General features: G+C 64.7%; 28 protein-coding genes. 12 read left to right on the top strand and 16 right to left on the bottom strand.

From position 1 onward, the window contains the following. The first annotated feature begins 102 nt into the window (after positions 1-102). A complete protein-coding gene (locus ACW7G1_RS02580; protein WP_456978207.1) occupies positions 103-804 on the top strand; it encodes a response regulator transcription factor in 702 nt (233 codons plus the stop codon). Positions 805-889: 85 nt separating this feature from the next. Here ACW7G1_RS02580 and ACW7G1_RS02575 read toward each other — a convergent pair whose 3' ends face one another. Continuing rightward, positions 890-1,786, bottom strand: coding sequence for a LysR family transcriptional regulator (locus ACW7G1_RS02575; RefSeq protein WP_456978206.1), 897 nt, complete (start codon positions 1,784-1,786; stop codon positions 890-892). A 98-nt stretch (positions 1,787-1,884) separates the two neighbouring features. On the opposite strand from ACW7G1_RS02575, the gene ACW7G1_RS02570 reads away from it, so the two are divergent. Further along, a complete protein-coding gene (locus ACW7G1_RS02570) occupies positions 1,885-2,715 on the top strand; it encodes an SDR family oxidoreductase (RefSeq protein WP_456978205.1) in 831 nt (276 codons plus the stop codon). Between the two features lie 26 nt (positions 2,716-2,741). Next, the gene (locus tag ACW7G1_RS02565; RefSeq protein ID WP_456978204.1) at positions 2,742-3,014 is read left to right on the top strand and encodes a putative quinol monooxygenase; all 273 of its coding nucleotides are present in this window, start codon (positions 2,742-2,744) and stop codon (positions 3,012-3,014) included. Here the strand turns inward: ACW7G1_RS02565 and ACW7G1_RS02560 are convergent. From ACW7G1_RS02560 to ACW7G1_RS02550, 3 genes are all read right to left on the bottom strand, one after another. After that, complete coding sequence (locus ACW7G1_RS02560) at positions 2,971-3,282, bottom strand: high-potential iron-sulfur protein (RefSeq protein WP_456978203.1); 312 nt, start codon at positions 3,280-3,282, stop codon at positions 2,971-2,973. The genes ACW7G1_RS02565 and ACW7G1_RS02560 overlap by 44 nt on opposite strands. 31 nt (positions 3,283-3,313) lie before the next feature. Then, positions 3,314-4,315: a cytochrome D1 domain-containing protein gene (locus ACW7G1_RS02555; protein ID WP_456978202.1), complete on the bottom strand. Its 1,002-nt coding sequence runs from the start codon at positions 4,313-4,315 to the stop codon at positions 3,314-3,316. A 156-nt stretch (positions 4,316-4,471) separates the two neighbouring features. Continuing rightward, positions 4,472-5,419, bottom strand: coding sequence for a LysR family transcriptional regulator (locus tag ACW7G1_RS02550; protein WP_456978201.1), 948 nt, complete (start codon positions 5,417-5,419; stop codon positions 4,472-4,474). Positions 5,420-5,590: 171 nt separating this feature from the next. On the opposite strand from ACW7G1_RS02550, the gene ACW7G1_RS02545 reads away from it, so the two are divergent. From ACW7G1_RS02545 to ACW7G1_RS02535, 3 genes are all read left to right on the top strand, one after another. Beyond that, positions 5,591-6,679 carry an alkene reductase gene (locus ACW7G1_RS02545; protein WP_456978200.1) on the top strand — a complete coding sequence of 363 codons (1,089 nt, stop codon included), beginning with the start codon at positions 5,591-5,593 and terminating at the stop codon, positions 6,677-6,679. 140 nt (positions 6,680-6,819) lie between these two features. Next, positions 6,820-7,338: an RNA polymerase sigma factor gene (locus ACW7G1_RS02540; protein ID WP_456978814.1), complete on the top strand. Its 519-nt coding sequence runs from the start codon at positions 6,820-6,822 to the stop codon at positions 7,336-7,338. 5 nt (positions 7,339-7,343) lie between these two features. Then, the gene (locus ACW7G1_RS02535; protein WP_456978199.1) at positions 7,344-8,141 is read left to right on the top strand and encodes an anti-sigma factor family protein; all 798 of its coding nucleotides are present in this window, start codon (positions 7,344-7,346) and stop codon (positions 8,139-8,141) included. Between the two features lie 22 nt (positions 8,142-8,163). Here ACW7G1_RS02535 and arsS read toward each other — a convergent pair whose 3' ends face one another. Genes arsS through ACW7G1_RS02510 form a run of 5 tightly spaced genes read right to left on the bottom strand, consistent with a single transcriptional unit; the run spans position 8,164 to position 13,657 of the window. Then, entirely contained in the window at positions 8,164-9,138 is a 975-nt protein-coding gene (gene arsS / locus ACW7G1_RS02530; RefSeq protein ID WP_456978198.1) for an arsenosugar biosynthesis radical SAM (seleno)protein ArsS, read from the bottom strand. Further along, positions 9,131-10,009: a sterol desaturase family protein gene (locus ACW7G1_RS02525; protein WP_456978197.1), complete on the bottom strand. Its 879-nt coding sequence runs from the start codon at positions 10,007-10,009 to the stop codon at positions 9,131-9,133. Before ACW7G1_RS02525 ends, arsS begins: the two co-directional genes overlap by 8 nt. 40 nt (positions 10,010-10,049) lie before the next feature. Then, positions 10,050-10,736: a TIGR04282 family arsenosugar biosynthesis glycosyltransferase gene (locus tag ACW7G1_RS02520; RefSeq protein WP_456978196.1), complete on the bottom strand. Its 687-nt coding sequence runs from the start codon at positions 10,734-10,736 to the stop codon at positions 10,050-10,052. Further along, positions 10,733-11,500 carry a glycosyltransferase gene (locus ACW7G1_RS02515; protein ID WP_456978195.1) on the bottom strand — a complete coding sequence of 256 codons (768 nt, stop codon included), beginning with the start codon at positions 11,498-11,500 and terminating at the stop codon, positions 10,733-10,735. Before ACW7G1_RS02515 ends, ACW7G1_RS02520 begins: the two co-directional genes overlap by 4 nt. 3 nt (positions 11,501-11,503) lie before the next feature. Next, positions 11,504-13,657: an FAD-dependent oxidoreductase gene (locus ACW7G1_RS02510; RefSeq protein ID WP_456978194.1), complete on the bottom strand. Its 2,154-nt coding sequence runs from the start codon at positions 13,655-13,657 to the stop codon at positions 11,504-11,506. 345 nt (positions 13,658-14,002) lie between these two features. Between ACW7G1_RS02510 and msrB the strand changes: the two genes are divergently transcribed. From msrB to ACW7G1_RS02495, 3 genes are all read left to right on the top strand, one after another. Next, complete coding sequence (msrB, locus tag ACW7G1_RS02505; RefSeq protein WP_456978193.1) at positions 14,003-14,527, top strand: peptide-methionine (R)-S-oxide reductase MsrB; 525 nt, start codon at positions 14,003-14,005, stop codon at positions 14,525-14,527. Positions 14,528-14,610: 83 nt separating this feature from the next. Then, positions 14,611-15,267: a peptide-methionine (S)-S-oxide reductase MsrA gene (gene msrA, locus ACW7G1_RS02500; protein WP_456978191.1), complete on the top strand. Its 657-nt coding sequence runs from the start codon at positions 14,611-14,613 to the stop codon at positions 15,265-15,267. Positions 15,268-15,355: 88 nt separating this feature from the next. Continuing rightward, entirely contained in the window at positions 15,356-16,072 is a 717-nt protein-coding gene (locus ACW7G1_RS02495) for a DUF1499 domain-containing protein (RefSeq protein ID WP_456978190.1), read from the top strand. On the opposite strand, the gene ACW7G1_RS02490 is transcribed toward ACW7G1_RS02495, so the two are convergent. From ACW7G1_RS02490 to ACW7G1_RS02465, 6 genes are all read right to left on the bottom strand, one after another. Next, entirely contained in the window at positions 16,069-16,758 is a 690-nt protein-coding gene (locus tag ACW7G1_RS02490; RefSeq protein WP_456978189.1) for a hypothetical protein, read from the bottom strand. The genes ACW7G1_RS02495 and ACW7G1_RS02490 overlap by 4 nt on opposite strands. Before the next feature lie 28 nt (positions 16,759-16,786). Further along, positions 16,787-17,236 carry a hypothetical protein gene (locus ACW7G1_RS02485; RefSeq protein ID WP_456978188.1) on the bottom strand — a complete coding sequence of 150 codons (450 nt, stop codon included), beginning with the start codon at positions 17,234-17,236 and terminating at the stop codon, positions 16,787-16,789. 53 nt (positions 17,237-17,289) lie between these two features. Then, positions 17,290-17,715, bottom strand: a complete 426-nt coding sequence (locus ACW7G1_RS02480; RefSeq protein WP_456978187.1) for a hypothetical protein — start codon at positions 17,713-17,715, stop codon at positions 17,290-17,292. 100 nt (positions 17,716-17,815) lie between these two features. Next, positions 17,816-18,556, bottom strand: a complete 741-nt coding sequence (locus ACW7G1_RS02475; protein ID WP_456978186.1) for an HAD family hydrolase — start codon at positions 18,554-18,556, stop codon at positions 17,816-17,818. An 84-nt stretch (positions 18,557-18,640) separates the two neighbouring features. Continuing rightward, a complete protein-coding gene (locus tag ACW7G1_RS02470) occupies positions 18,641-18,994 on the bottom strand; it encodes an EF-hand domain-containing protein (RefSeq protein ID WP_456978185.1) in 354 nt (117 codons plus the stop codon). Positions 18,995-19,268: 274 nt separating this feature from the next. Further along, positions 19,269-19,451, bottom strand: coding sequence for a CPXCG motif-containing cysteine-rich protein (locus ACW7G1_RS02465; protein WP_456962515.1), 183 nt, complete (start codon positions 19,449-19,451; stop codon positions 19,269-19,271). A gap of 142 nt (positions 19,452-19,593) precedes the next feature. Here ACW7G1_RS02465 and ACW7G1_RS02460 point away from each other — a divergent pair, with 142 nt between their 5' ends. Both ACW7G1_RS02460 and ACW7G1_RS02455 read left to right on the top strand, forming a co-directional pair. Next, on the top strand, positions 19,594-20,091 hold the full coding sequence (locus ACW7G1_RS02460; RefSeq protein WP_456978184.1) for a hypothetical protein: 498 nt from the start codon (positions 19,594-19,596) through the stop codon (positions 20,089-20,091). A 10-nt stretch (positions 20,092-20,101) separates the two neighbouring features. Beyond that, on the top strand, positions 20,102-21,301 hold the full coding sequence (locus ACW7G1_RS02455; protein WP_456978183.1) for a PQQ-dependent sugar dehydrogenase: 1,200 nt from the start codon (positions 20,102-20,104) through the stop codon (positions 21,299-21,301). On the opposite strand, the gene ACW7G1_RS02450 is transcribed toward ACW7G1_RS02455, so the two are convergent. Continuing rightward, complete coding sequence (locus ACW7G1_RS02450) at positions 21,298-22,071, bottom strand: N-acetylmuramoyl-L-alanine amidase (RefSeq protein ID WP_456978182.1); 774 nt, start codon at positions 22,069-22,071, stop codon at positions 21,298-21,300. The two genes, ACW7G1_RS02455 and ACW7G1_RS02450, sit on opposite strands and share 4 nt — an antisense overlap. An 80-nt stretch (positions 22,072-22,151) precedes the next feature. On the opposite strand from ACW7G1_RS02450, the gene ACW7G1_RS02445 reads away from it, so the two are divergent. After that, positions 22,152-23,519: an APC family permease gene (locus ACW7G1_RS02445; protein WP_456978181.1), complete on the top strand. Its 1,368-nt coding sequence runs from the start codon at positions 22,152-22,154 to the stop codon at positions 23,517-23,519. The last annotated feature ends 34 nt before the right edge of the window (positions 23,520-23,553 follow it).

The following is a 23,553-nucleotide window of genomic DNA, read 5'->3' as shown; positions in this document are numbered from 1 at the left end:
TGAGTAGAGCGGAAACTGGTGCGAGCGGCGCATCAGGATGCGGGACGGCAAGTCTAATGCGGTGACAGCGGCACTGCATGCCGGGGACAAGAGGACAACGACGTGGTTGACGACAGACAGGTGATCCTCGTGGTGGAGGACGACGCCGAATTGCGTGACGAAATCCTGAGGCCCGGCCTGCATGACGCCGGCTTCGTCACGGTCGGGGTCGGTAGTGCCATTGAGGCCTACCGCAGCATGCTGTCGCGGGACTACTCGATGTATATCCTCGACGTCGGTCTACCTGACGAGGACGGCTTCACTCTGGCGCGCAACCTCCGGACGCTGACAAACGCCGGCATCATCATGCTGACGGGACGTCTGCGTTCGGACCAGGATCAGGCCCGCGGGTTGGACCTGGGCGCGGATGCCTACATCACCAAGCCGGTCGACATCGGCGTGCTGGCCGCCACTGTACGGAGCGTCCTGCGACGGATCGCGGAGACCACTGCCCCGCCGACCCGACCTGCTGCCACCGGGTGGCAGTTGGACCTTGAGGGTTGGTGCGTGGTCGCTCCAAGCGGGCGCAGGGTGCCATTGACCCAAGCCGAACGCATGCTGCTGCACCTGCTCTTCGCATCGGCGAGCGAAGCCGTCACCCGCGCGACCATCACGACGCAGCTCACGCTTGACCTGCACGACTTCGACCCGCATCGCCTTGAAATGCTGGTCCACCGGCTGCGCCGGAAGGTGATTTCCGAATCTGGCGAAGCGCTCCCACTACGCGCTGTGCGGGGCATCGGTTACGTCCTGACGCCAGTCTGACCGTGGGTTTTGGACTGCCAAACCCAACCTTGGCTGGCTCGCCGTCGTGCTGTGTTCGGTGCTCGCTTGCGGCATTCACTTCCCTTCAGGCGGGAAGCTCGCGGCGCAAGATATCGATAAACGCAGTGAGGGCTGTTGATACCTGACGACGACCCGGATAATAAAGGACGAGGCCTGGGAATGGTGGACACCAGTCTGTCAGCACTGCGGTAAGGCGGCCATCGGCGAGGTAGTGTGCCGCCGAGAGTTCTGTCACGAAGGCGATACCCAACCCCCCCGCAGCAGCCTCGACCATCAGCGTGTTGCTGTTGAGCGTCAGTGCGCCGGGCGCGTCAATCGTCACTTCCTGGCCTCGGCGCTCGAATTCCCACCGGTAGAGCTTTCCGCTTGCGAGTCGGTGACGAATGCAGGCGTAATGTTGGAGGTCGGTTGGGCTGCTCGGGGATCCTGCTCGGGCCAGATACGCGGGGCTCGCGACCGCGAGGAACCGGGTGTCGCCTCCAAAACGTACGCCGATCATGTCTTGCGGCACCATCTCGCCCAGTCGGATTCCCGCGTCAAAGCCTTCCGCAACAATGTCAACCAGTCGTCCATCGCTGACAAGGTCAAGCGCAACGTCCGGATAGTCGGCGAGGAACGTCGGTGCGACGTGGGATAGAAGAAGACGAGCCGCCGGCTCTGGAGCATTGATGCGCAGCGTCCCACGTGGCGAGGCGCGGAACATGTCAACCCCTGCAAGCGCGTCATCTATCCCGCGCAGCACTGGCCGGAGGCTGGCAAGCAGACCCTCGCCAGCCTCAGTCGGCGATACGCTACGCGTGGTCCGATTGAGTAACCGAACGCCCAGTTCGCGTTCCAGTCCGCGCAGCGTATGGCTGAGCGAAGAAGGCGACAACCCCAGTTCATCGGCGGCTCGTCGAAAGCTGCGTTGCGTTGCAACCGCCACAAATGCGGTCAGATCGCGCAGTGTTGGCTCAGACATTACTGGTGATCCTTCATTGCCCCATCCTAGATTAGTGGCCTAGTTTCACCTATTCAAGCCGCCTACGCTGTCTCCACTAACCGACGTGGAGAACGAGCGTGGCCAAGACAATTCTTGTTACAGGGGCATCCAGCGGCATCGGAAGAACGACAGCCAAGCTTTTCCAGGAGCGTGGCTGGAACGTCATTGCATCCATGCGCAGCCCTGGCAAAGAGGTGGAACTGGGACAACTGGACAACGTGTTGGTCACCCGACTGGACGTGACGGACACGAATACGATCAAACAGGCCGTTACCGCCGGTCTGGATCGGTTTGGCACGATCGACGTGCTCCTGAACAATGCCGGCTTCGCCGTCTATGGCCCGCTTGAGGCGACACCGATCGAGTCGATCCGGGAGCAGTTCGAAGTCAATGTCTTCGGTGTACTGGAAACGATCAAAGCCATCCTGCCGCACATGCGCGAGCGTGGACAGGGCATGGTCATCAACGTCTCATCCATAGGCGGCGTGATCACCTACCCGCTCGGCACGCTTTACCACGGCTCAAAATGGGCTGTCGAGGGCTTGTCGGAAGCGCTTAGTTTCGAGTTACGCGAAGCGGGTATCGCCGTAAAGATTGTCCAGCCCGGCGACACATTGACCGATATCCGGATCGATCTCAAAACCGACGACAGCCTCAGACAGTACGGCCACCTGGTCTCGACATTCATGGACTCTTACAAGCCTATCAAGGCGAAAGGGTCCGATCCTGTCGTCGTCGCGGAAGTGATCTATACCGCCGCATCCGATGGCCAGGACCGGCTGCGTTACCCGGCCGGACAAGACTCGGTCGACAAAATCACGAGGCGGCGAGCGGACGGCGACGAGCTATTCCTTAGCGCCATCCGCCGCCAGTTCAAGGTTCAACCGCGTCTTGGTGCAACCTCCTGACTCGCTCTAACACGAGGAAATTTCACATGGTTACTTTACGAACAAGGTTCGATACTAGGGATCAAGTGTCTGCCGATGGCGTCAAGAGGCTCCTGCGCGAGTTGAATGGCAAGGTTCGATCTGAAACGGGCCACCTCTCGTACCAGACCTTCTCGACAAAAGAGGAGACCACTTGCTGGGTGCTGGAAAGTTGGGAAACCCAAGCGGACGCGGATCGGCATGGTGAGCTGGTCATGACCAACGGAACCGTTCACCTCAACCGTTGCCCGCATACGCCAGGCACCAGGCCTGGGGGCTGATATTGCCGGCGACGATGATGCAGGTTCCATCGGCACCGGGGTCCTTGCCCGGTACGAAGTTGGCGCAATTCACGCACGCGGATGTTCCCTTTGGCTGATCCTGGTATTGCAGTGCCGATTTGCTCGCCTTGCCGGCGTCGGCGGCCGCGTCGGCGCGTGCCGACGCGGGCCAGGCCAACAGCGGCAGGCTGGCGGCCGCGCCGGCGGCCACGGCCAGTTTCCGGAGCAGGACGCGGCGTGAGATGTCGGGAATGAACGTGTCTGTCATGGGGTGGTCCTCTGGAGAAAATCGGGCGGACTCAGTCGTTGCCGACCACGGTGATCCAGAACGGCAACTCGCCATGGGTAGGCACCTGCTTGACGACTTCCAGGGTCCTGGTGTCGATCACCGCGACTTTGTCGGTGCCGGTGACGCCGACGTAGACCCAGCGCCCGTCATGGCTGGCACGAACTCCATGCGGCCCCTGGCCGACTTCGATGCGCTTGACGACCTTGAGCGTGGCCGGATCGATCACGTCCACCTGGTGGTCGGCAATCGCGCCAGTGACCACGTAACGACCGCCGGGAATCACGTCGATACCGCCGTGGCTGAGGCCAACCGGGATCACCGCCAACACCTTCTGGGACTGGATATCGACCGCGGCGACCTTGCCGACAAGATCGCGAACCCACAGGGTTTTTCCGTCAGCGGAAAGGTCAAGGTTGTGCGGTCCCTTGATGCCCGGCACCGGGATCTCGTCGATCTTTGTCAGCGTCTTCATATCCACCACGGCCACGCCGGTACCACCTTGCAAGGTGACGTAGGCCAGCTTGCCGTCCGCGGTGAAGCGCGCGTTATGCGGCACCTCGCCGACGTCGATCGACTTGACCAGCTTCCGCGTCTCCATGTCGATGGCCGCGACGGTGCCATCGCCGGCACTGACTGCAAGTCCCCAGCGGCCATCGGGGCTGATTGCCACGCCCTGGGGCGTCGGCCCGATTTCAAAGGTGTCCAGTTTCTCGCCGCTTTGCGCGTCCACCAGATAGGCCTCCGGCAGATCCTTGCTGCTGACCAGCATGCGGGTGCCATCAGCGCTGATGGCGTTGTAATGGGCGCCGGCCAGCCCATCCCAGGTATCTCCCGCCGGCATGCTTTCCACTGCGTTGCTGGTTTGCAATGTCACGTAGACCGGTGCGGGAAAGAGGTCCTGCGGTTCGGCGGCATCGGCGCTGGTAACGCCAAAGGCGAGAGCGAAAGCCGCGGCGAGGCTCGCCAGCATCGGATGCGGACGTGCGGTCGGAAAGTTGTTGTTGGAGGTCATGTTGATTCCTGTGGGCTGGTGGAGGCAATCGGGGAGTTGGTTCGTGCAGGGGAGACGCACGCCACAGAGGTTTATTCCCTGACCTACACCCATCGACGGGACCGCCGGTTGGATAACTCCGCGTCCATCCCAATGGAAAACAGCGAGCGGAATGTCCTATTCGGTACGCGGGTCGATCAGCCAGCGCTGTCCGCGCGTGCCGTCCTCTTTCATGAAGTCCGCAAAAGCGCGCACGGCGGGTGCGAGCTCATGTCGGCTGGGATAGAGGAGACTTACCGGCAGCGCTGGCAGCGACCAATCCGGGAAAAGCCGGATGAGGCGTCCAGCCATGATGTCCGGGGCGCAGACATACGCTGAAACGATGCCGATGCCCGCACCATTCAGGATCAGCCCATTGATGGTCAGCGCCTCGTCGACCAGCATGCGCGGCTGCGGGTCGATACGTACCGTCTCGTCGCCCTTCCGGAACACCCAGGAAAAAGGACGACCGCTGCTCTGGCTGGGCATTTCAATCGTGTGCTGCTGATGCCCGGCAAGGTCGCGGATGGATGCCGGAGCACCATGTTTTTCCAGATACGCGGGCGATGCGCACAGATAGCGAGACAACATCCCAAGCCGCGTGGAGATCAAACTTGAGTCCGGCAGGGAGCCGATCCGTATGGCGCAATCCACCCCCTCCCCGACCATATCGGCCAGGTGTGACGTCAAATTGAGCGTAATGCGGATTTCGGGATAACGATCAGCAAAGACAGGCAACAGCTCGCTCAGCACGTTCACGCCGAACCCGATGCCCGCGCTGACTTTTATATGCCCGTGGGGCTTGGCGGCAAAACCGCTTACATATCCCGCCGCGTCCTCCAGCCGTTCCAATGGCGCAGCGCATCGCTCGCGCAAGGCTTCTCCGGCTGCGGTGAGAACGACGCGCCGCGTGGTGCGCTGAAACAGGCGTGCCCCCAACGCCGTTTCGAGCGACACGACCGCGCGACTGACGTTGGATTTCGGCAGGGCCAGTGCCCGCGCCGCCGCGGAAAAACCACCGAGCGCGGCAACGCGTTCGAACACTCGCAGATGATTGAGGTCGAGCGATTCGATTTTCCCTGTCACGGAACAGTACTTCCCATCAAAAAGTCTTCTATGGGCGCGCTTCCGGCCTTAGCCTTGCTTCTTGCGGCAACACCCTAAACCGAACTATACCCACGGGCGCAACAATCATCGACCAAGAAGCGGACAGGCCATTGCCTCTTCTTTACGGAACCTGCCACAGGAGTACCAGCCATGAACAATCTTTTCACACCCTTCGATCTTGACGCGCTGACCCTGCCCAATCGCATCCTGATGTCGCCAATGACGCGTACCCGCGCCACTGAAGACGGTGTGCCGACAGACCTGATGCGCGACTATTACGTCCAGCGCGCCAGCGCCGGCCTCATCATCACCGAATGCACGCAGATTTCCGAACAGGCACACGGCATCATCCGCGCGCTAGGCATTCACCGGGCGGATCAAATCGCGGCGTGGCGAAAAATTACCGATGCCGTCCATGCCGCCGGTGGGCGCATCTTCAACCAGATATGGCATTGCGGCCGGGTGGCGCATCCGGAAATGCGTGGCGGCGAGATGCCCGTCGGCCCGTCGCCAATTGCGGCTTCGGGCGAGTTCTTTCTTCCGCGCGGCCGGGTGGAGTTCCCCGTTCCACGCGAGCTGTCCCTTGAGGAAATCCCAGGCATCGTCGAGGACTTCGCCACGGCGACGAGAAATGCGCGCGCGGCGGGGTTCGACGGTGTAGAACTGCACGGTGCCAATGGCTATCTGCTGGATCAGTTCCTGCAATCGGGGAGCAACCAGCGCACTGACGCCTATGGTGGCCCGATCGAGCACCGGGCAAGGTTGCTTCTCGAAGCCCTGGATGCCGCCATCGACGCCTGGTCAGCGGAGCATGTCGGCGTCCGGCTTTCACCATCGAGCTTTCTTTATGGCATGGACGACGCCGACAAACTGGAAACGTTCGGCCATGCGGTGCGAGGCATCAGCGACCGGAATGCCGCGTATATCCACCTCACCGAACCCAACGTCAAGGCGCTCGAAGCTGGCGTTCAGATCACCCATGTCGCCGAAACGTTTCGCCCGATGACGTCGCTGCCGTTGATCATCAACACCGGCTTCGACAAGGCCAAGGCAAATGCCGCGCTCGCCGCGGGGCACGCCGACCTGGTGGCGTTTGGGGTTCCTTTCCTGACCAGCCCGGATCTGGTCGAACGCTTCCGGCTCGATGCGCCGTTGAACAAACCCGATCCCGCGACCTTTTATGGCGAAGGTCCCGGGGGATACACCGACTACCGCACCCTCGAGCTGACACCAGCATGACGGGCTGCAAAGCGGCAACGCGCAGGACTACTGCAGGATCGCTTGTGATTGGAGGCTCGGTTTATTGCTGACGCAGGGAATAATCGATGGCCGGCAGCGTCTACCCTGTACAGGTCACACCGCAGGAGGTCGATCCGGCCATGCTCGATCACGACATTGACGACCAGTTGCGCGAGCTGTTGCCGCGGTTGCAACGGTTTGCGCGCTGGCTGACGCGCGATGCCAGCAGCGCCGACGACCTGGTCCAGTCCACGCTGGAGCGGGCAATATCGCGCTGGGGCAGCCGGCGTGACAGCACCGCGCTGCGCCCGTGGCTGTTTTCCATCGCGTATCGCCAGTTCCTGGACAGCAAGCGGCGTGCGAGCCGCTACGCCAGCATGCTGGCGCTCTTTCGTGGTGGCGCGGCGGTTGAGCAGCCGTCAGTGGAACGCGAAGTAATGGCGCAATCGGTGGTGCAGGCACTGGAGCGCTTGTCCGATGAGCAGCGGCAACTGTTGCTTTGGGTTTCAGTGGAAGGGCTCAGCTATCGCGAAGTGGCCGGCCTGCTCGATATCCCCATCGGCACCGTGATGTCCCGGCTATCACGGGCGCGCGCAGCATTGCGTCGGCTTGGCGATGGTGAGGTATCGAAGACTCCTTCGTTGCGGTTACTCAAATGAACGACATGACCAAAACCAGCTCATTCCCCGACGAAGCCGAGATCCACGCCTATATCGATGGCTACCTGGACGAAGCCGGTTGCGCACGTATGGAAGCGTGGCTGGATCGCCACCCGACCCGGGCCGAGGAAATACGCGGATGGCAGCGTGACGCGCAGCAACTGCGCGCCCGGCTGGGCAGCTTGCCGCCGTCATCGGGCCAGCCGAATCTTGATCCGGCCGTGATCCGCGCACGACGTCGGCGTCGCGGGCGCGAACGACTGGCGTTGGCGGCCTCACTGGTGTTGACGCTTGGCGTAGGTGGCATCGGCGGTTGGCAGGCGCGCAGCCGGACAGCGCCCAGCGCGGAAGCACCGATGGCCGCAGCACCAACTGCCGCCGCGCCGATGGCCGACGCACTGCAGGCCTACCGCATGTTTGTGGTGGATCGGCGGGTGCAACTCGATATCACGCAACGTCATGCGGGCGAGCTGCAGACATGGCTGGACCAGCGCTTCCAGGATGCCGCCCGGCTGCCAGACCTGGCTAGCGCCGGCTTTCATCCCGTCGGTGGCCGCCTGACTGCCACCGACAGCGGCCCGGCGGCGATGGTGCTGTATGAAGACCAGCGGGGCAACGCCATCAGCTTCTATATCCGTCCGCCATCACCGCACGCCGGCGCACTGCTGCGCGGACAACGGCGCGAAGGACAACTGGCCACGGCGTACTGGTCCGGCAATGGTTACAACTACGCGCTGGTGAGTCGTGCCGATACCTCCGATGTAAAAGCAATGCGCGATGCGTTGCTGCCCACACCCATTTGACGGCCCGCCCGGCAGACGGCCTTCAAACCAACGCGCCGCCGCAGCTGGAACCCTGGCCGGCGGTGCAGCCGTAACAATGCTCTGCGGTGGCAATCCTGCGCGTCAGCGGACCATCGATCAGGTCACGCAGGTGTGGCCGCGACGCGCCTGCCACGGCCGGACCGGTAGCGCCCAGCGGCAGGTGCAGCATCTGGTTGAAGTCGCAGTCGTACAGGTAACCCTGGTAGTCGACGCTGAGCAGCGAGCGGCACATCACGCCGTCCAGGTTGTCGTCGCGGTGCGCGCCCTTGAGGGTCGCCATGTAGGTCGCGAAATGACCCTTCGACAGCAGCCACGAGCCGTAGCGCTGGATCGGCATGTTGGCCAGCGCGAACAGCTGGTTGAATACGATGCCGAAATTCTCACCCAGCAAGCGCTTGTAGTCGGCCTGCAACTGTTGCTGGCCCGGTGGCAGGAACGCGCCGTTGGGGTTGTAGACCAGATTGAGCACCAGGCCGCTGCCGTCACGGCCGTAGCCAAGCGCGTTGAGTGTTTGCAGCGCGCGGATCGAGGCGTCGAACACACCCTGCCCGCGTTGTTCGTCGACGTTGACCTGGCTGTGACAGGGCAGCGAGGCGATGGCTTCGACGCGATGCTGCGCGAGGAATTCGCCGACCCATTCGTAGCCTGGCTCTTCCATGATGGTGGGATTGAGCCGGTCCATCACATGCAGGCCGGCATCACGCGCCTGTGCCACCAGCCAGCGAAAATCCGGGTTCATCTCCGGCGAACCACCGGTGACGTCCAGGGTGCCAACGCGGTGCCGCTTCGCGACCTCCAGAGCCAGCGCCATGGTGTCGCGATCCATCAGTTCGGTCCGGCGCGGGCCGGCGGCGACGTGGCAGTGGATGCAGCTGAGGTTGCACAGGTAGCCGAGGTTGAGCTGCAACGTGTCCAGCCGCTCGCGCTGGATCCTCGGAAAGTCACTGTTCTGCAGTAGCGGCCAGGTGTCATGCATGTGGGGAGTCCTTCGATGACGTGGGACGGGCCGACACCACGGGGGCGGCCGCATCCGGCGGGCGTGGCGCACGCCGGAACGGCTGCAGCAACAGCGCGCCCAGCCCCAGTTCGGCTGGATCGCGCCACTGCGGCAGTCCGATCGGCATGCTGCGTTCGGGTTCCGCGGCACGCACGCGATAGCTGCCGAACACACGATCCCATAGCGACAGGTTGAAGCCGTAGTTGCTGTCGGTTTCCTCGCGACGCACCGAATGGTGGGTGCGGTGCATCGACGGAGTCACGATCACCACGCGCAAGCTGCGGTCCAGCCGTGGCGGGAAGGCAAAGTCGGCATGGGTGAACAGGCTGGCCGCCGACAGCAATACCTCGAAGATCACCACGGCGGCAGGGTGCACCCCAAGCGCGACGACCAGCCCGAGCTTGACCGCCATCGACAGGCCAATCTCCAGCGGATGGAAGCGCACTCCGGTGGTGACATCGAACGCGACATCACTGTGATGCACGCGATGCAGCGGCCACAGCAGCGGGATCACGTGCAGCAGCCGGTGCTGCCAGTAGATCGCGGCATCCAACAGCAGCACCGCCAACGATATCTCCAGCCACGGCGCCCAATCCAGCAGGCCGAACAAGCCACCGCCGCGAACATGTACCCGGGTTGCCAGGACCACCGCGAGCAACGGAAACGCCAGGCGCACCAACGCCGTGTCGAGCACCACCAACCCCAGGTTGGACCACTGGCGGCGCGCCGGCACGGCGTCACCACGCGCCGGCCACACCCGCTCGGCCACCGCCAGCGTCAACAGCACCAGCACGAATCCGCCCAGTCGCAGTGGCGCTTCGTGACCGACGATGGCATCCAGATAGTTCACGGGAATATCCAATGCAAGACGCGATGGTTCCATGATCCTGTCACGACGTTGGACTCACGATGGAGCCCGGCGGCTCGCGCATCCAGTGCGCGAGGTCGCGTTGCTCCGGCGTAGGGTCGGGCAAGGCCTCCAAGGCGCGCTGCACGGCCACCAGGTCACTGGCGTGGTCGGCGTCGGTCAACGTTGCCAGTGTGCGCCAGTCGCCGCAGTCGCGCATCGAGTGCTGCAACGCGTGTGCGGTGTCAGAGGTGCTGTAGCGGACCGCGGTCCACGTTGGCAACGGCGGCACGGTATTGGCGCCGAACAACCAGAAGCCACCGTCCTCGGCCGGGCCGAGCAGCAGCCGCGGCGACGGTGTCGACAGCCAGTCGACCGCCCCGGCGATCGCTTCCACCGTAAGCTGCGGTGTATCGGCACCGAGCAGCAGGCCGAAGCCGTGGCGTTCGATCAGCTGCGCGTGCACATGGGCCATGCGTGCGCCCAGGCCACCGTCGCCCTGGGCGATGGTGGGCAGCCCGGGCCAGGCGTCCAGCGCGTCGGCTTCGGCCACGGCCCAATAGGCCGTCACCCCAAAGCGCAGCTGCGCGGCACGCGCTACCGATGCGACGGCAGCAGCCGCAAGGCGATACCACTCAAGCGCGTAGGCCTCGCCGCACTCGGCCGCGAGCCGGGTCTTGATGCCGGAACGCCCGGGCGTCTTGACGAAGATCGCCAGCGCGCCGCTCATCGACCCGACTCGCTGTGCGAGAAGCGCCTGGCCTGTCGCCAGGTCTCGCGCAGGTGCCACCACGTGGTCGACCACCAACCCTGCTCGGCATACTTGCGTGCACTGGTGAACAGCATTGCGCCAATCGGTCGCAGTCGCACGTTGGCCCGGCGCAAACGCCAGACCAGGTCATGGTCTTCGCCGCGGTCCAGGCCCGGGTCGAAACCACCGAGGCGTTCAAATACGACGCGCGGCAGGACCAGACCCTGGTCACCGAATGGCAAGCCCAGCCAACGACTGCGCAGCCAGATGCCGAGCGTATTCAAGCGCATCCATACCGGCCCGTCATCGAGGAAGCGCAGGTCAAAATATCCCGCCTCGGCGGTATCGGGTGCACCGGCCCGATCGATAAACCGCGCCAGCGCCGGCAACGTGCCGGCGGCCAACACGCAATCGGCGTGCAGGAACCACAACCAGTCACCTTCCGCATCGCGCGCACCCGCGTTTTGCTGCGTGGAGCGGCCGGCTGGCGCAGCGATGACCTGCCAGCGCGGCGACGGGCGAACGGTCTCGTCGATAGCCAGGCAAGCGGTTTGCCCGGCTCCCCGGCCCGCCACCGCCGTTGCAACCGCCGGAGCCACCGGGAGCGTCTCCGCCTGCGCATGAACCACCCGGACCTGTGACGATAACGCCGCCAGTTGCGCGCGCAATCGCGCCGACATCGCGTCGCCCGGTCCCACCGGCACCACCACCGTCAGCTTCGCCAGCACCGCCGCGGCATCCACCGCTCAGCCCCGACGCCAGGCGAAGAATCGCTCGGTCCAGCGCAACACCGCCTGCGGCGCATGCGCGCGCTTCCAGTTGCCGGCGACGTACTTGTTCGCCTCGGCCATGGTCGGGTAGATATGGATGGTGCCGAGCAGCTTGTTGAGGCCGATGCCGTGCTTCATCGCCAGCACGAACTCGGCCAGCAGTTCGCCCGCGTGTGCACCGACAATCGTCGCGCCCAGGATCTTGTCCTTGCCCGGCGCGGTCAGCACCTTGACGAAGCCGCGGTCAACACCATCGGCAATCGCACGGTCGAGGTCATCAATGCCGTAGCGGGTGACTTCGACCTCGACCTGCTGCTGGCTGGCCTCATCCTCCGACAGACCAACGCGCGCGACCTCCGGCTCGGTGAACGTCGCCCACGGGATCACCCGGTAGTCGACGTCAAACGACCACAACGGCGCGATCAATGCGTTGACGGCCGCGTACCAGGCCTGATGCGATGCGACGTGGGTGAACTGGAACGGACCGGTCACGTCACCGCAGACATGGATGTTGGGGAAGTTGGTCCGCAACAACGCATCGGCCTCGATGGTGCGGCGCGCGGTCAGCTGCACTCCGAGTTCCTCCAGCCCGAAGCCCTCGACATTGGCGGTGCGGCCCAGCGCCAGCAGCAGGGTGTCGAATTCGAACCTGACCTCGGCGCCCTCGTACTCACACACCAGGCAGCCGCCGCTGCCATTGGCTTCCACCCGCAAGGCCTTGTGCGCGGTGGCGACGTGCACGCCGTCGGCGCGCAACTGGTCGGTCACCAGTGCCGCCGCATCGGCGTCCTCGCGCGGCAGCAGTCGCGGTGCCATCTCCACCTGGGTCACCTCGCTGCCGAAGCGCGCGAACACCTGGGTCAGCTCACACCCCACCGGGCCACCGCCGAGCACCAGCAATTTCCCCGGCAGGCTGCGCAGGCCCCACACGGTATCGCTGGTCAGGTAGTCGACCGTGTCCAATCCCGGCAGCGTCGGCACCAGCGGCCGCGCACCGGTGGCCAGGATCAGGCTGCGGGCGCTGAGCCGGCGACCCTCCACCTCGACTTCCCAGGGCGAGACGATCTTCGCTTCGCCGCGAATCACCTCGACGCCCAGGCCGGTGTAACGCTCGACCGAATCATGCGGCGCGATCTTCGCGATCACCGCCTGCACGCGCTCCATCGCTTCGGCAAAGTCGAAGTCCACCTGCATCGCGCGCACGCCATAACGCCGGCTGTCACGCGCTTGCGCCAACAGTCGCGCGGTGCACAGCAAGGCCTTCGACGGCACGCAGCCGGTGTTGAGGCAGTCACCGCCCATCTTGTCCTTCTCGATCAACGCGACTTTTGCCTTGACCGTCGAACCGATATACGCCGACACCAGCCCGGCCGAGCCGGCACCGATCACCAACAGGTTGTAGTCGAAGCGCGCCGGCCGCTTGAAGCCGCGATACACCCGTCGTGCAGCCAACCACCGGGTCAGCCATCGCGCCAGCAACGGCAGCAGCCCCAACAGCACGAAGGCACCGATCAAACCCGGCGACAGCACGTCGCCCAACGAGCGTATTTCCGCCAACTGGGTGCCCGCGTAGACATACACGACAGTGCCGGCCAGCATGCCGAGCTGGCTGACCCAGTAGAAGGTGCGCAGCTTGAGCGCGGTCAGCCCGGCCAGCAGGTTGACCACAAAGAACGGAAACACCGGGACCAGCCGCAGCGTGAACAGGTAGAACCCGCCATCGCGCTCAACCCCGGCGTCGATCTTCTTCAGGCGCTCGCCGTAACGACGGCGCACGCTGTCGCGCAGCACGAAGCGCGCCATCAGGAACGCCAGCGACGCGCCGATGGTGCTGGCGAACGACACCAGCAGCGTGCCTCCCAGCAATCCGAACAGCGCACCGGCGGCCACCGTCAGCACCGCCGCGCCCGGGATCGACGCCGCCGCGACCGCGACATAGACCAGGAAGAACAGTCCCGCCGCAAGCCACGCATTGGCCGCCACCCAGCCCAGCAGGCCGGCCTGCCGCGCCTTCAGGTTGTTCAGCGTCAACGCGTCGCCCGCGCCCGCCTGCCAGGCCCACACCACCGCGACAACCAGTGCCAGCAGCAGTACCCAGCGCCAAACGGCATTGGCAGGTTTTGGGTTCATGGATGGCTCCGGGGGGCAGGAAAAAATACGGGAACGGCGAGAGTTCACGCCGATGACGGGCACAGGCTGACGGAAAGGTTCACGCTGGCAAACCGATGGTTCTGACAACTGGTTCCAGCAACTGGTTCCAACCATTAGCCATGACAACTGCTCCCGACAACGTAGCCCAATTGCCACCGCAGTCGTCACGGGCGTGCGGGGCCATTGTCGAAAATGTGCACCTGGTTGATCCGCAAGCTGATCTTTTACCCGAGATGGAATTATCCGCCGCGCCAGACGTCCAACTCCTAGTCGACACCAATTCGTACGGGCTACATGCCCGCCCCCCGCGCCTGGAGACCGTCCATGAACCGTCGCACCGTCCTGCAAGGCTTGGCCGCGATGGCAGCATTGCCACTGCTGCCTGCCTGTTCGCGAGCCGCCCCGCCCGCACTCCCACCCGGCACACCGGTCGTGTCGGCCCTGGGTCATCCCGATACGTTCTGGCGCGACAAGGTCAGTCCGGCGGCCTTTGATGTTTTGTTCAAGGCAGATACCGAACGTGCCTTCAGCAGTCCGTTGGACACCGAGAAGCGCCTGGGCACCTTCGTGTGCGCCGCGTGCAACCTGCCGCTTTTCAACAGCGACGACAAATTCGACAGCGGCACCGGCTGGCCGAGCTTCACCCGGCCCATCGCCGGCAAGATGGAGACCAAGCGCGACTTCATCTTGTTGATTCCGCGCACCGAATACCACTGCGCCCGCTGCGGCGGCCATCAGGGCCACATCTTCAACGATGGCCCACCGCCACTGGGCAAGCGCTGGTGCAACAACGGGCTGGCGTTACGCTTTGTGCCGCAAGGCCAGCAACTTCCAGCACTGCGGGGATGACCGCCATGACCAGCTATCCGGGCTCGCAAACCCGACGGAATCCCCGCTGTGGCCGGCAGCCGCGCAAGCCGCGGAAACATCCCTTGCGCCGGGCCGTGTTGGTCGCGCTGTTGCCGCTGCTGACCGCGCTGGCCGCTTGCGCGCAATCGGGCAGTGGTGAGCGCAGTGTCAGTGACGCCCAACAGGCCGCAGCGGCTTCGGCGCCTTCGACCGACATCGCCGTCGCGGTGTTCGCCGGCGGCTGCTTCTGGTGCATGGAGCCGCCGTACGACCAGTTGCCCGGGGTGCTATCGACCACCTCCGGCTATATCGGCGGCACCGTCGCCAACCCGACCTACGAGCAGGTCTCCGCGGGCACCACCGGCCACGCCGAGGCGGTGCAGGTGAAGTACGACCCGCGCCAGGTCAGCTACGAGAAGTTGCTGGAGGTGTTCTGGCACAACATCGATCCGGTCGCGGTCGACCGCCAGTTCTGCGACATCGGCGGCCAGTACCGCAGTGCGATTTTCACCATCGGCGAGGACCAGAAGCGCCTCGCGGAGGCCAGCAAGCGCTCGTGGCAGGCCTCCGGACGCTTCGAGCGTCCGATCGCGACCCAGGTCGTCGCCGCGACCACGTTCTACCCGGCCGAGACCTATCACCAGGACTACTACGAGAAGAACCCGATCCGTTACAGGTACTACCGATTCAGTTGCGGCCGCGACGGGCGCCTTGAGGAGCTTTGGGGGTCTGACAGCTAGCCCGGCATCAAGGCGGTACGGGGGTCGCTTCGCATCCCGACGCGGGCTGGTTCACACTGCGACCGACCGCCACTCGATGGAAGCCGCCATGAAAGCAACCCGGTACCCCCTCGCACTGAGCGTTATCGCCGTCTTGCTGCTGGCTGTGGCCGGGCCGGGCACCCGACTGGGACTTTGGGCATTCCCCACCGGCTTCAAACTGATGAGCTGGGCTGCCTATGCCGGCTTGGCCGCCGCGGCGATCGCGCTGGTGATGTTGCTGATCCCGCGCATCCGGCGCTCCGGGACCGGCGCGCTGGTGGCCGCGTTGCTGCTGGGTGTCGCGGTTGCATTCGTGCCGTGGAACGGGATGCGGCAGGCCAAAAAAGTGCCGCCAATCCACGACATCAGTACCGACACCGAGCGTCCACCGCCGTTCGTCGCGATCCTGCCGCTGCGGGCTGCCGCAACCAACCCTTCCTCTTATGCCGGACCGGAGGTGGCGCGAGCGCAAGCCAGCGCCTACCCCGACCTGGACACACGCCACCTCGGGGTTACGCCGGCCGACGCATTCCAGCGCGCGCTGTCCACCGCGCGCAGCATGGACTGGGAAATCGTCGCCGCCGATCCGGCCAGCGGCCGCATCGAGGCCACCGCGACCACGTTGTGGTTCGGCTTCAAGGACGATGTGGTGATCCGTATCGAACCGGATGTCACCGGCAGCGGCAGCCAGGTCGACGTGCGCTCGGTATCACGGGTCGGAAAGAGTGACGTGGGCACCAACGCCAAACGCATCCGCGCCTACCTGGAACTGCTGGGAAACTAGTTGCCCCGGCCTTTGTGGTTGCCGTTGTTTCCCTGGTTTTTCTTGCCGCCGTTGTTGCCCTTGCCGTTGTTGCCCTTGTTGCCGTTGTTTCCGTTGCTGCCCTTGTTTGCCTTGTTCCCGTTATTTCCGTTGTTGCCCTTATTCCCCTTGCCCCGATCATTATCGGCATGCAGGCGGGCGGCGCGGGCGCGCTCGGGGTAGTCGCGATACATATCTTCGTCGATCCGGATCGGACGGCCCCAACGGTCATAGCTGGAGACGAAGCCGCGCTTGAGCCGGTGGAACTCGGCCGAGCCCGGCTTGATTCCCATCCGCTTGGCAACGTTGCCCCAGCCCTGGCCGTGATCGCGCTCCCACTCATCGACCACGTAACGGCATGGGCGGCCGATGATCTGGGCGATCGCACACGCGTAGTAGATATCACCCGGCGCCCAGTTGCGCTCGGTAAGCAAGCTGCTCACCAGGCTGCGCGGGGCACCGTGGTAACGAACCATTTCATCGACAAACGGCTGCTGATAGCGGGAACCGTAGCGGTTGACGTCGTCCAGCCGGCTGTCGACCCAGACATCACCGCTGCGCGGGTTCCAGCCGAAGCTGAAGTCCTGCGCCGCAACCTGTCCGGCCCCGAACAACGCGGCCACTGCGGCGGCGACGGCAAGCATCCTGGATGTTGATTTGTTCTTCATGGTTCTACTCCCTTCAGGGGGCTCACGATCAACGCGAGATGACAAACTTTCCGAACGCCACGCCGAGATCCCAGCCGGCACCCTTGCCTGCCAGCGCCAGCGAGACCTCGCCCTTGGTCATCACCTGCGCCTTGGCCGACTTGCCCACGCCCGCGTGCGCCTCGGCGGTGACGTAGGTACCGAGCACGTCCTCGATCCGGGTCACGCCGGAAAACTCGCCGCGCCCATCCTCGATTCTGGTCTTGCCGACGGTGATTCCGCCGCCCTTGGTGCTGATCTTCACCGACATGCGCTGGCCGTTGTCGCAGCTGACCGTGCCATTGCCGGAGCCGGTCTTGTAGAACAACGACCAGCCCGACATGTCGAAGCGCATTTCGCAATCAACCGGTCCGGCGGCGCTGGCCGGCAACGCAGTGATGGCAAGCAGGCCGGCAGCCACGACGGGGAACACGATCCTGATGAGGCCGGGAGTCTTCATTGACGTACTCGTTTGGATGTTTGCGGGAACGGATCAGCCTACCTTGCCGGCGCTCAATCGTCGTCCCGGTCGCGGTACGACCGGCTGTAATAGCGGCGCGAGTCGCGATCATTGCGCGCACGATAACGGCTGCGGTCCCGGTCGTAGCGCGGATCGTAGTACGTCGCCTTGACCTTGCACTTGCCGTGCTTGTTGCACTTCACGTCGCGGGCGTTGTTGCGCGGGCTGGAGCGGTAATAACGGGGGTTGCCACGGTTGTCGCGCACCACGATGAGGCGGTTGTTGTAGCCACGGCGGTTGTTGCGATAGTCGTCCTGATAGTACGGATGACCGTTGCTGAAGATCACATCGGCCGCGTTGACCAGCACCCGGACCAGGTCGTCGCCATCGTTTGCGTGGGCGGGCACAGGAGCCAACGCCGACAGGCCGATACCGGCCACCAGCGCAACCGGAGCGAGCCACCGGAATAGATTGGACATGGGGTTCTCCTTTATCGGCCGGCCGTTCCAGCCACGATCCGACGATGCCGGGACACACCTGAACACGCATCCAATGCCGACCTTGGCCGGCCAATCCCGCTCAGCAGGCGTTCGGCATTGTCGTCAATGCTGCCAGCTCGGCGACCGCACCGGGCAAGCCGGCAGCGGCGTCAACCCGACGCATGCGCGAGGGCACGCTTGGGCTATCGGGAAGCACCGCATTCTCATGCGCCCAGGTGGTGTGGTATGGCACGTGGATGCCCCAGCCACCCAGTGCCAGCACCGGCGCGATGTCGGAGCGCAACGAGTTGCCGATCATCAGGAAGCGGCTTGCGGGCAGCTCGAATTCGGTCAGCAGTCGTCTATAGGTCGGCGGGTCTTTCTCGCTCACGATCTCGATCCGGCGGAACAGGTCGGCCATGCCGGATTGACGCACCTTGGCCTCCTGGTGGAACAGGTCACCCTTGGTGATCAGCACGATCGGGTAGTCGCGGGCTATGGCCTCCACCGCGTCGCGGATGTCCGGAAGCAGCTCGACCGGGTGTTGCAGCAGCGCTTTGCCCAGCCCGACGATGCGCTGCAGGTCGGTGGCGCTGATGCGCGCCTGGGTCAGCTCGACGGCGGCTTCCAGCATCGACAGCACCATGCCTTTCACGCCATAGCCGAACACCGCGATGTTGCCGCTTTCCACCTCGTACAGGCGCTGGCGCAACTGGCCTTCGTCCAGATCGACCCATGCCGCGATGATCTGCTCAAACTCCTGCTGCGCCTGGTCGAAATAATCCTGACTGCGCCACAGGGTGTCGTCGGCGTCGAAGGCGACCATCTCGATTCTTTCCATCGCCCCAGTATGACGGACCCGGAAAGCCGAAGGGCGACCCAGTGGGCCGCCCTTCAATACGCATGGGCGTTGAACCCGCCGCTGTTATTGACCCGAGTCGGTGGCTGCCGCGTCGCCGGCCGCTTCGGCACCGGCACCGCCCTGCATCTTGGCAACGTAGGCCTTGTACTCATCGGCGGTGAGCAAGCCATCGGCGTCGACATCCGCCTCGGCGAATACCGCGTCCAGTGCCGGCACCGACGCCGCCTCGGCCTGGCTCAGCGCGCCGTCACCATTGGTGTCGACGTCATTCCAGCTTTTCTTCTCCGAGGGTACCGCCTGCTGCGTCGGTGTTGCCGCTGCGCCCTCTACGGGGTCGGCCGTGGTGGCGTCCTGGGCAAAGGCGAGCGGTGCGGCCAGCGCAGCCACCAAGGCAAGGCTGATGGTCGAAATCTTCATGGATCATGTCTCCTGGACAAGGATGGGAATGGCGCTGCAGGACGGGGGATTCCTGCCGCACGACTCGCACCTTGCGCACGGCGCCATGAACCGTCGCCATGGGTCAATCGTTACGACAACGTTGGTTTAACCATCGGCCCCGAATTTGGCGCTAGGACACCGCGGCGGATGCTCCGCGCAGCCGGAAAACCGTGATGCCCGACATCGCTTCGGCGGCTTCGACCCTTTTGATGTTGCTGAACCCAACACAACCTTCACGCAGCCGCCGAAGCGTTCATTCGTTCTCCGCCGCCGTCCCCACCTGCAGTTCGCCATCCACGATGTCGACCGCGACCCGGATCGGGCGACAGCACACCTGACAGTCCTCGATATAACGCTGTTCCTCGATCGAGTCATCAATCAGCAGTTGGATCGACTCGCCGCAATACGGGCAGTGGACAGTGGCGGTGGGCAACATGGGCAGCTCCTGTGCGTGACGGGCGATCGGCGGCCCACCTGGACAATGCCACGGAAGCCGGGAACACCACGCCAACGCGGTGTTCACCACTGGATCACCGCACCGGGGCGATGCTGGATCGCAACAGTGGAGGAAGCGACTCATGAAGCACCGACACGTATTCAGTACCCCGGACATGCCGGCCGCGATCGCGGCCATCGACGCTGCCCTGGCCGCCGGGGTACCCGATAGCAACATCCTGTTGGTGGCGCGCTCGGACATCGAGATGGACGTGATCCCGCAGGAACGCAAGGAAGCCGACACCGACATGATTCCCGCCGCAATGCGCGGCGCCGGTTATGGCGCCGGGGCCGGCCTGTTGGCGGGTCTGGTTGCGGTCGCCATCCCGGCATTGGGCGTGACCATGATCGGCGCGGCCGCCGCAACGGTGGCCGGTGCTGCGGTGGGCAGCTGGTCGTCTGCACTGGTCGGCTCGTCGATCCCCGACCCGGTGCGACAGAAGTTCCACGACGAGATCGAGGCCGGCAATATCCTGGTGCTGGTCGATGGCGACAAGGAGCTGCTGGCCGCCGCGCACCCTCGCATTATCGCCACCGGCGCGGTAGCGTTACCGTTCGAGGCCACCTCCATCCCATCCTGAGAATCGACCCATGCGCATGCGTTTGATGGCAACCCTGTCAGTGGCATTGCTTTCCGCGTGCCATCCCGCCGATGGCATCAGCACACCGACCGAGCCGCAGGGTGGGGACACGATGACGACGGCCGACGGCGACGCGCTTGCCGTCACCGCCATCGCGCACTTCAACGCCCCCTGGGCCATGACTTTCCTGCCCGACGGAAGCCGGCTGCTGGTCACCGAGAAAGGCGGCGCGCTGAAGCTGGTGCAACTGGACAGCGGCGAGGTCGGCCAGATCAGCGGCGTACCCGACGTGGTCGACGAAGGCCAGGGCGGGCTGGGCGACGTGATTCTCGGACCCGACTTCTCCGACAACCAACAGGTTTATTTGAGTTATGCCGAGGCCGGCAAGGGCGATACCAGTGGCGCTGCGGTAGCCCGTGCGACGCTGGTGCTCGACCAGCAAGGTGGCGGCAAGCTGACCGGGCTGGAAGTGATCTGGCGCCAGGTGCCCAAGGTGCAGGGTCACGGTCATTACGGCCATCGGCTGGCGTTCGGGCCCGACGGCTATCTGTGGATCAGCTCGGGCGAGCGCCAGAAATTCGATCCGGCGCAGAACCTGCAATCCAATCTCGGCAAGATCGTCCGTCTCAACGCCGACGGCAGCACCCCGAAAGACAACCCGTTCGCCGACCAGGGCGATGTCGCAGCGCAGGTCTGGTCCCTCGGCCACCGCAACCCACTCGGCATCGCCTTTGATGCGAAGGGCGCGTTGTGGAACATCGAGATGGGCCCGCGCGGCGGTGACGAGCTCAACCAGGTCGTGCGTGGCGGCAACTACGGCTATCCGATCGTCTCCAATGGCGATCACTACGACGGCCGGCCGATCCCCGACCACGACACCCAGCCCGAGTACAACGCACCGCAGACCAGTTGGACCCCGGTCATTTCACCGGGGAGCCTGGTCATCTATTCCGGCGACGCGTTTCCGCAGTGGCAAGGCGACGCGTTCATCGCCGGTCTTTCGTCCGAGGCACTGATCCGGGTCGAGTTGACGCCCGGCGATGTGCACGAGGCGGAGCGGTTCGACATGGGCAAACGCATCCGCGAAGTCGAGCAAGGCCCGGCGGGCAACCTGTGGCTGCTGGAGGATGGCCAGGACGGTCGACTGTTGCGCCTGAGCCCGGCCGTGACCGCTACGGAAACGGCGACTTCGGAGGTCCCGACGCCTTAGCGCGGCAGGGCGGTTGGCGTGGACAGCACCGGCGTGTCCATCAGTTGCAACTGCAGGTCGTACAGGATTTCGGCATCGCCCGGCAGCCACTCGGTGCCGTCGTTGGCACGGAAGTGGCGGTGGAAGGCAGCCAGTGCGGCCGACCGGTCCCGCAGGTCGTAACCCACCAGGCGCAATGCGGCCCATGGATCAAATCCCGGGGGCGGCGCGGCAAGCCGGTCCCGGGGCCACAAGCCAAAGCCTGATTCCGCCAGGCGTTGCCAGGGGAAGAGCCCGCTGGGATCGTCTTTTTTGGTGGGCGCGACGTCGCCGTGACCCACCACCAGGTGGCGCTGGATCCCCAGCCGCGTGGTGAGATCCTCCAGCAACACCAGCAATGCATCGATCTGGGGCGTGCTGAAAGGCTCATGGCCGTTGTTGTCCAGCTCGATGCCGATCGAATAGGAGTTGAGGTCGCTGATCCCGGACCAGCGACTGCCGCCCGCGTGCCAGGCCCGTTGGTCCTCGGCGACCAGTTGGTAGATCCGCCCGTCGTCGCCAATCACATAGTGCGAACTCACCGGGCCACCGGAATTGGCCGTCTGCAACGTCGTTATCGCGCCCCGGGCGCTGTCCATCGCCGTGTGATGCAGCACGATCACCCGGGCCCGGCGTGGCTCGTGGTTCGGCGAGCCCTCCCATTGCGCGAGCGGGTTGTGGCTGGACACACTGGCACAAGCACCCAGAAACCCAAGCAGCGCTGCGGCAATGACGATCCGACAAGTCTTCATGAGTACCTGCATGGAACTACGGTAAGCCAAACCGACCGTCACGACGAGTGACACGCTGCATGGACGCTAGCAGCGCGTTCATGCACTCTTGGGCATCGCCAACCGATGTGGAGAGCGTTTTGCAAAGCACGCCATCAAACCGCTCCACCGCCATACCGCCCGGTCCGGGCGAGCAACCCGAATTGCTGCGCGCCGTAGGCCGCTGGCAGCTGTTCGGGCTGTCGGTCAACGACGTCATCGGCAGCGGCATCTACCTGCTTCCCGCCGCCGCAGCCCTGCTGCTCGGGCCGGCCAGTCTCTGGGCGATCCTGCTGGCCGGGCTGGCAGTGTCGCTGCTGGTGCTTTGCTACGCGCAGGCCTCCAGCTACTTTGACCAACCCGGCGGCGGCTATCTGTACGCACGTGAAGCGTTCGGGCCGTTCGTTGGTTTCGAGATCGGCTGGATGCTGGTGCTGACCCGCATTGCCAGCGCCGCCGCACTCAGCAATGGCCTGGCCGAGGCGGTCACCCACTTCTGGCCCGCCGCGGCAAGTGGTTCGACGCGGATCGGGATCGTGGTCGGCTCCTTGGTGTTCCTGGTGGTCGTCAACGTGGTGGGCGTGCGCACCGCCGCGCGCACCGGGGTGCTGCTGGCGATTGCCAAGCTGCTGCCGCTGCTGATGTTCGTGGCGATCGGTGCGTTCTACGTCGACACCTCGCTGGCCTCGCCAATGGCCGGCCCGATTCCCTTGGCCGACCTGGGCGAGGCCGCACTGCTGCTGCTGTTTGCCTACGCCGGGTTCGAGAACCTGCCTGCGGCCGCTGGCGAGTACCGCAACCCCCGCCGCGACGTGCCATTTGCGCTGCTGGCGATGATCGTCACCGTCACCCTGGTGTATGTCGCGGTGCAGTGGGTCGCGCTGGGCACCCTGCCGGGGCTGGGCGAATCCACGGCCCCGTTGGCCGATGCAGCGGCGCGCTTCGGCGGCGAGCGTCTGGCGTGGCTGCTGACCATCGGCGCGGCGATCTCCATCCTGGGCACCAACAGCAACACGATCATGTTTGGTCCGCGCTACCTGCTGGCACTGGCCGATGACGGCTATGGCCCGAAGGCACTGGGCAGGATCCACCCGCGGTTCCGCACTCCGGCCAACGCTGTGGTGGCGATCGGCGTGGTGTCGCTGGTGCTGGCACTGACCGGCTCGTTCGTGGAGTTGGCACTGCTGTCGGTGGTGGCCCGTCTGGTCACCTACATCGGCACCGCGCTGTCGGTGATCGTGTTGCGCCGCCGTCATGGCAACGAGCCGCAGGCCATGCGATTGCCGGGCGGCGTGTTGATCCCGGTGGCGGCGACGGCACTGTCGGTGGCGTTGCTGGCCAGTGCCAAGCTGGAAAACCTGATCGCCGGCGCCATCGCGATACTGATCGGCGCGGTGATCTATCACTTCCGCCGCAAGCCGGCGCCATAGAGCAGGCGCACCGATCCACCCGCTGCAGCCGGCT

It is taken from the genome of Lysobacter sp. A378, from assembly GCF_054052125.1.
Note: the sequence above shows the minus strand (reverse complement) of the source record. Positions and strands in the feature narration are given on the sequence as shown.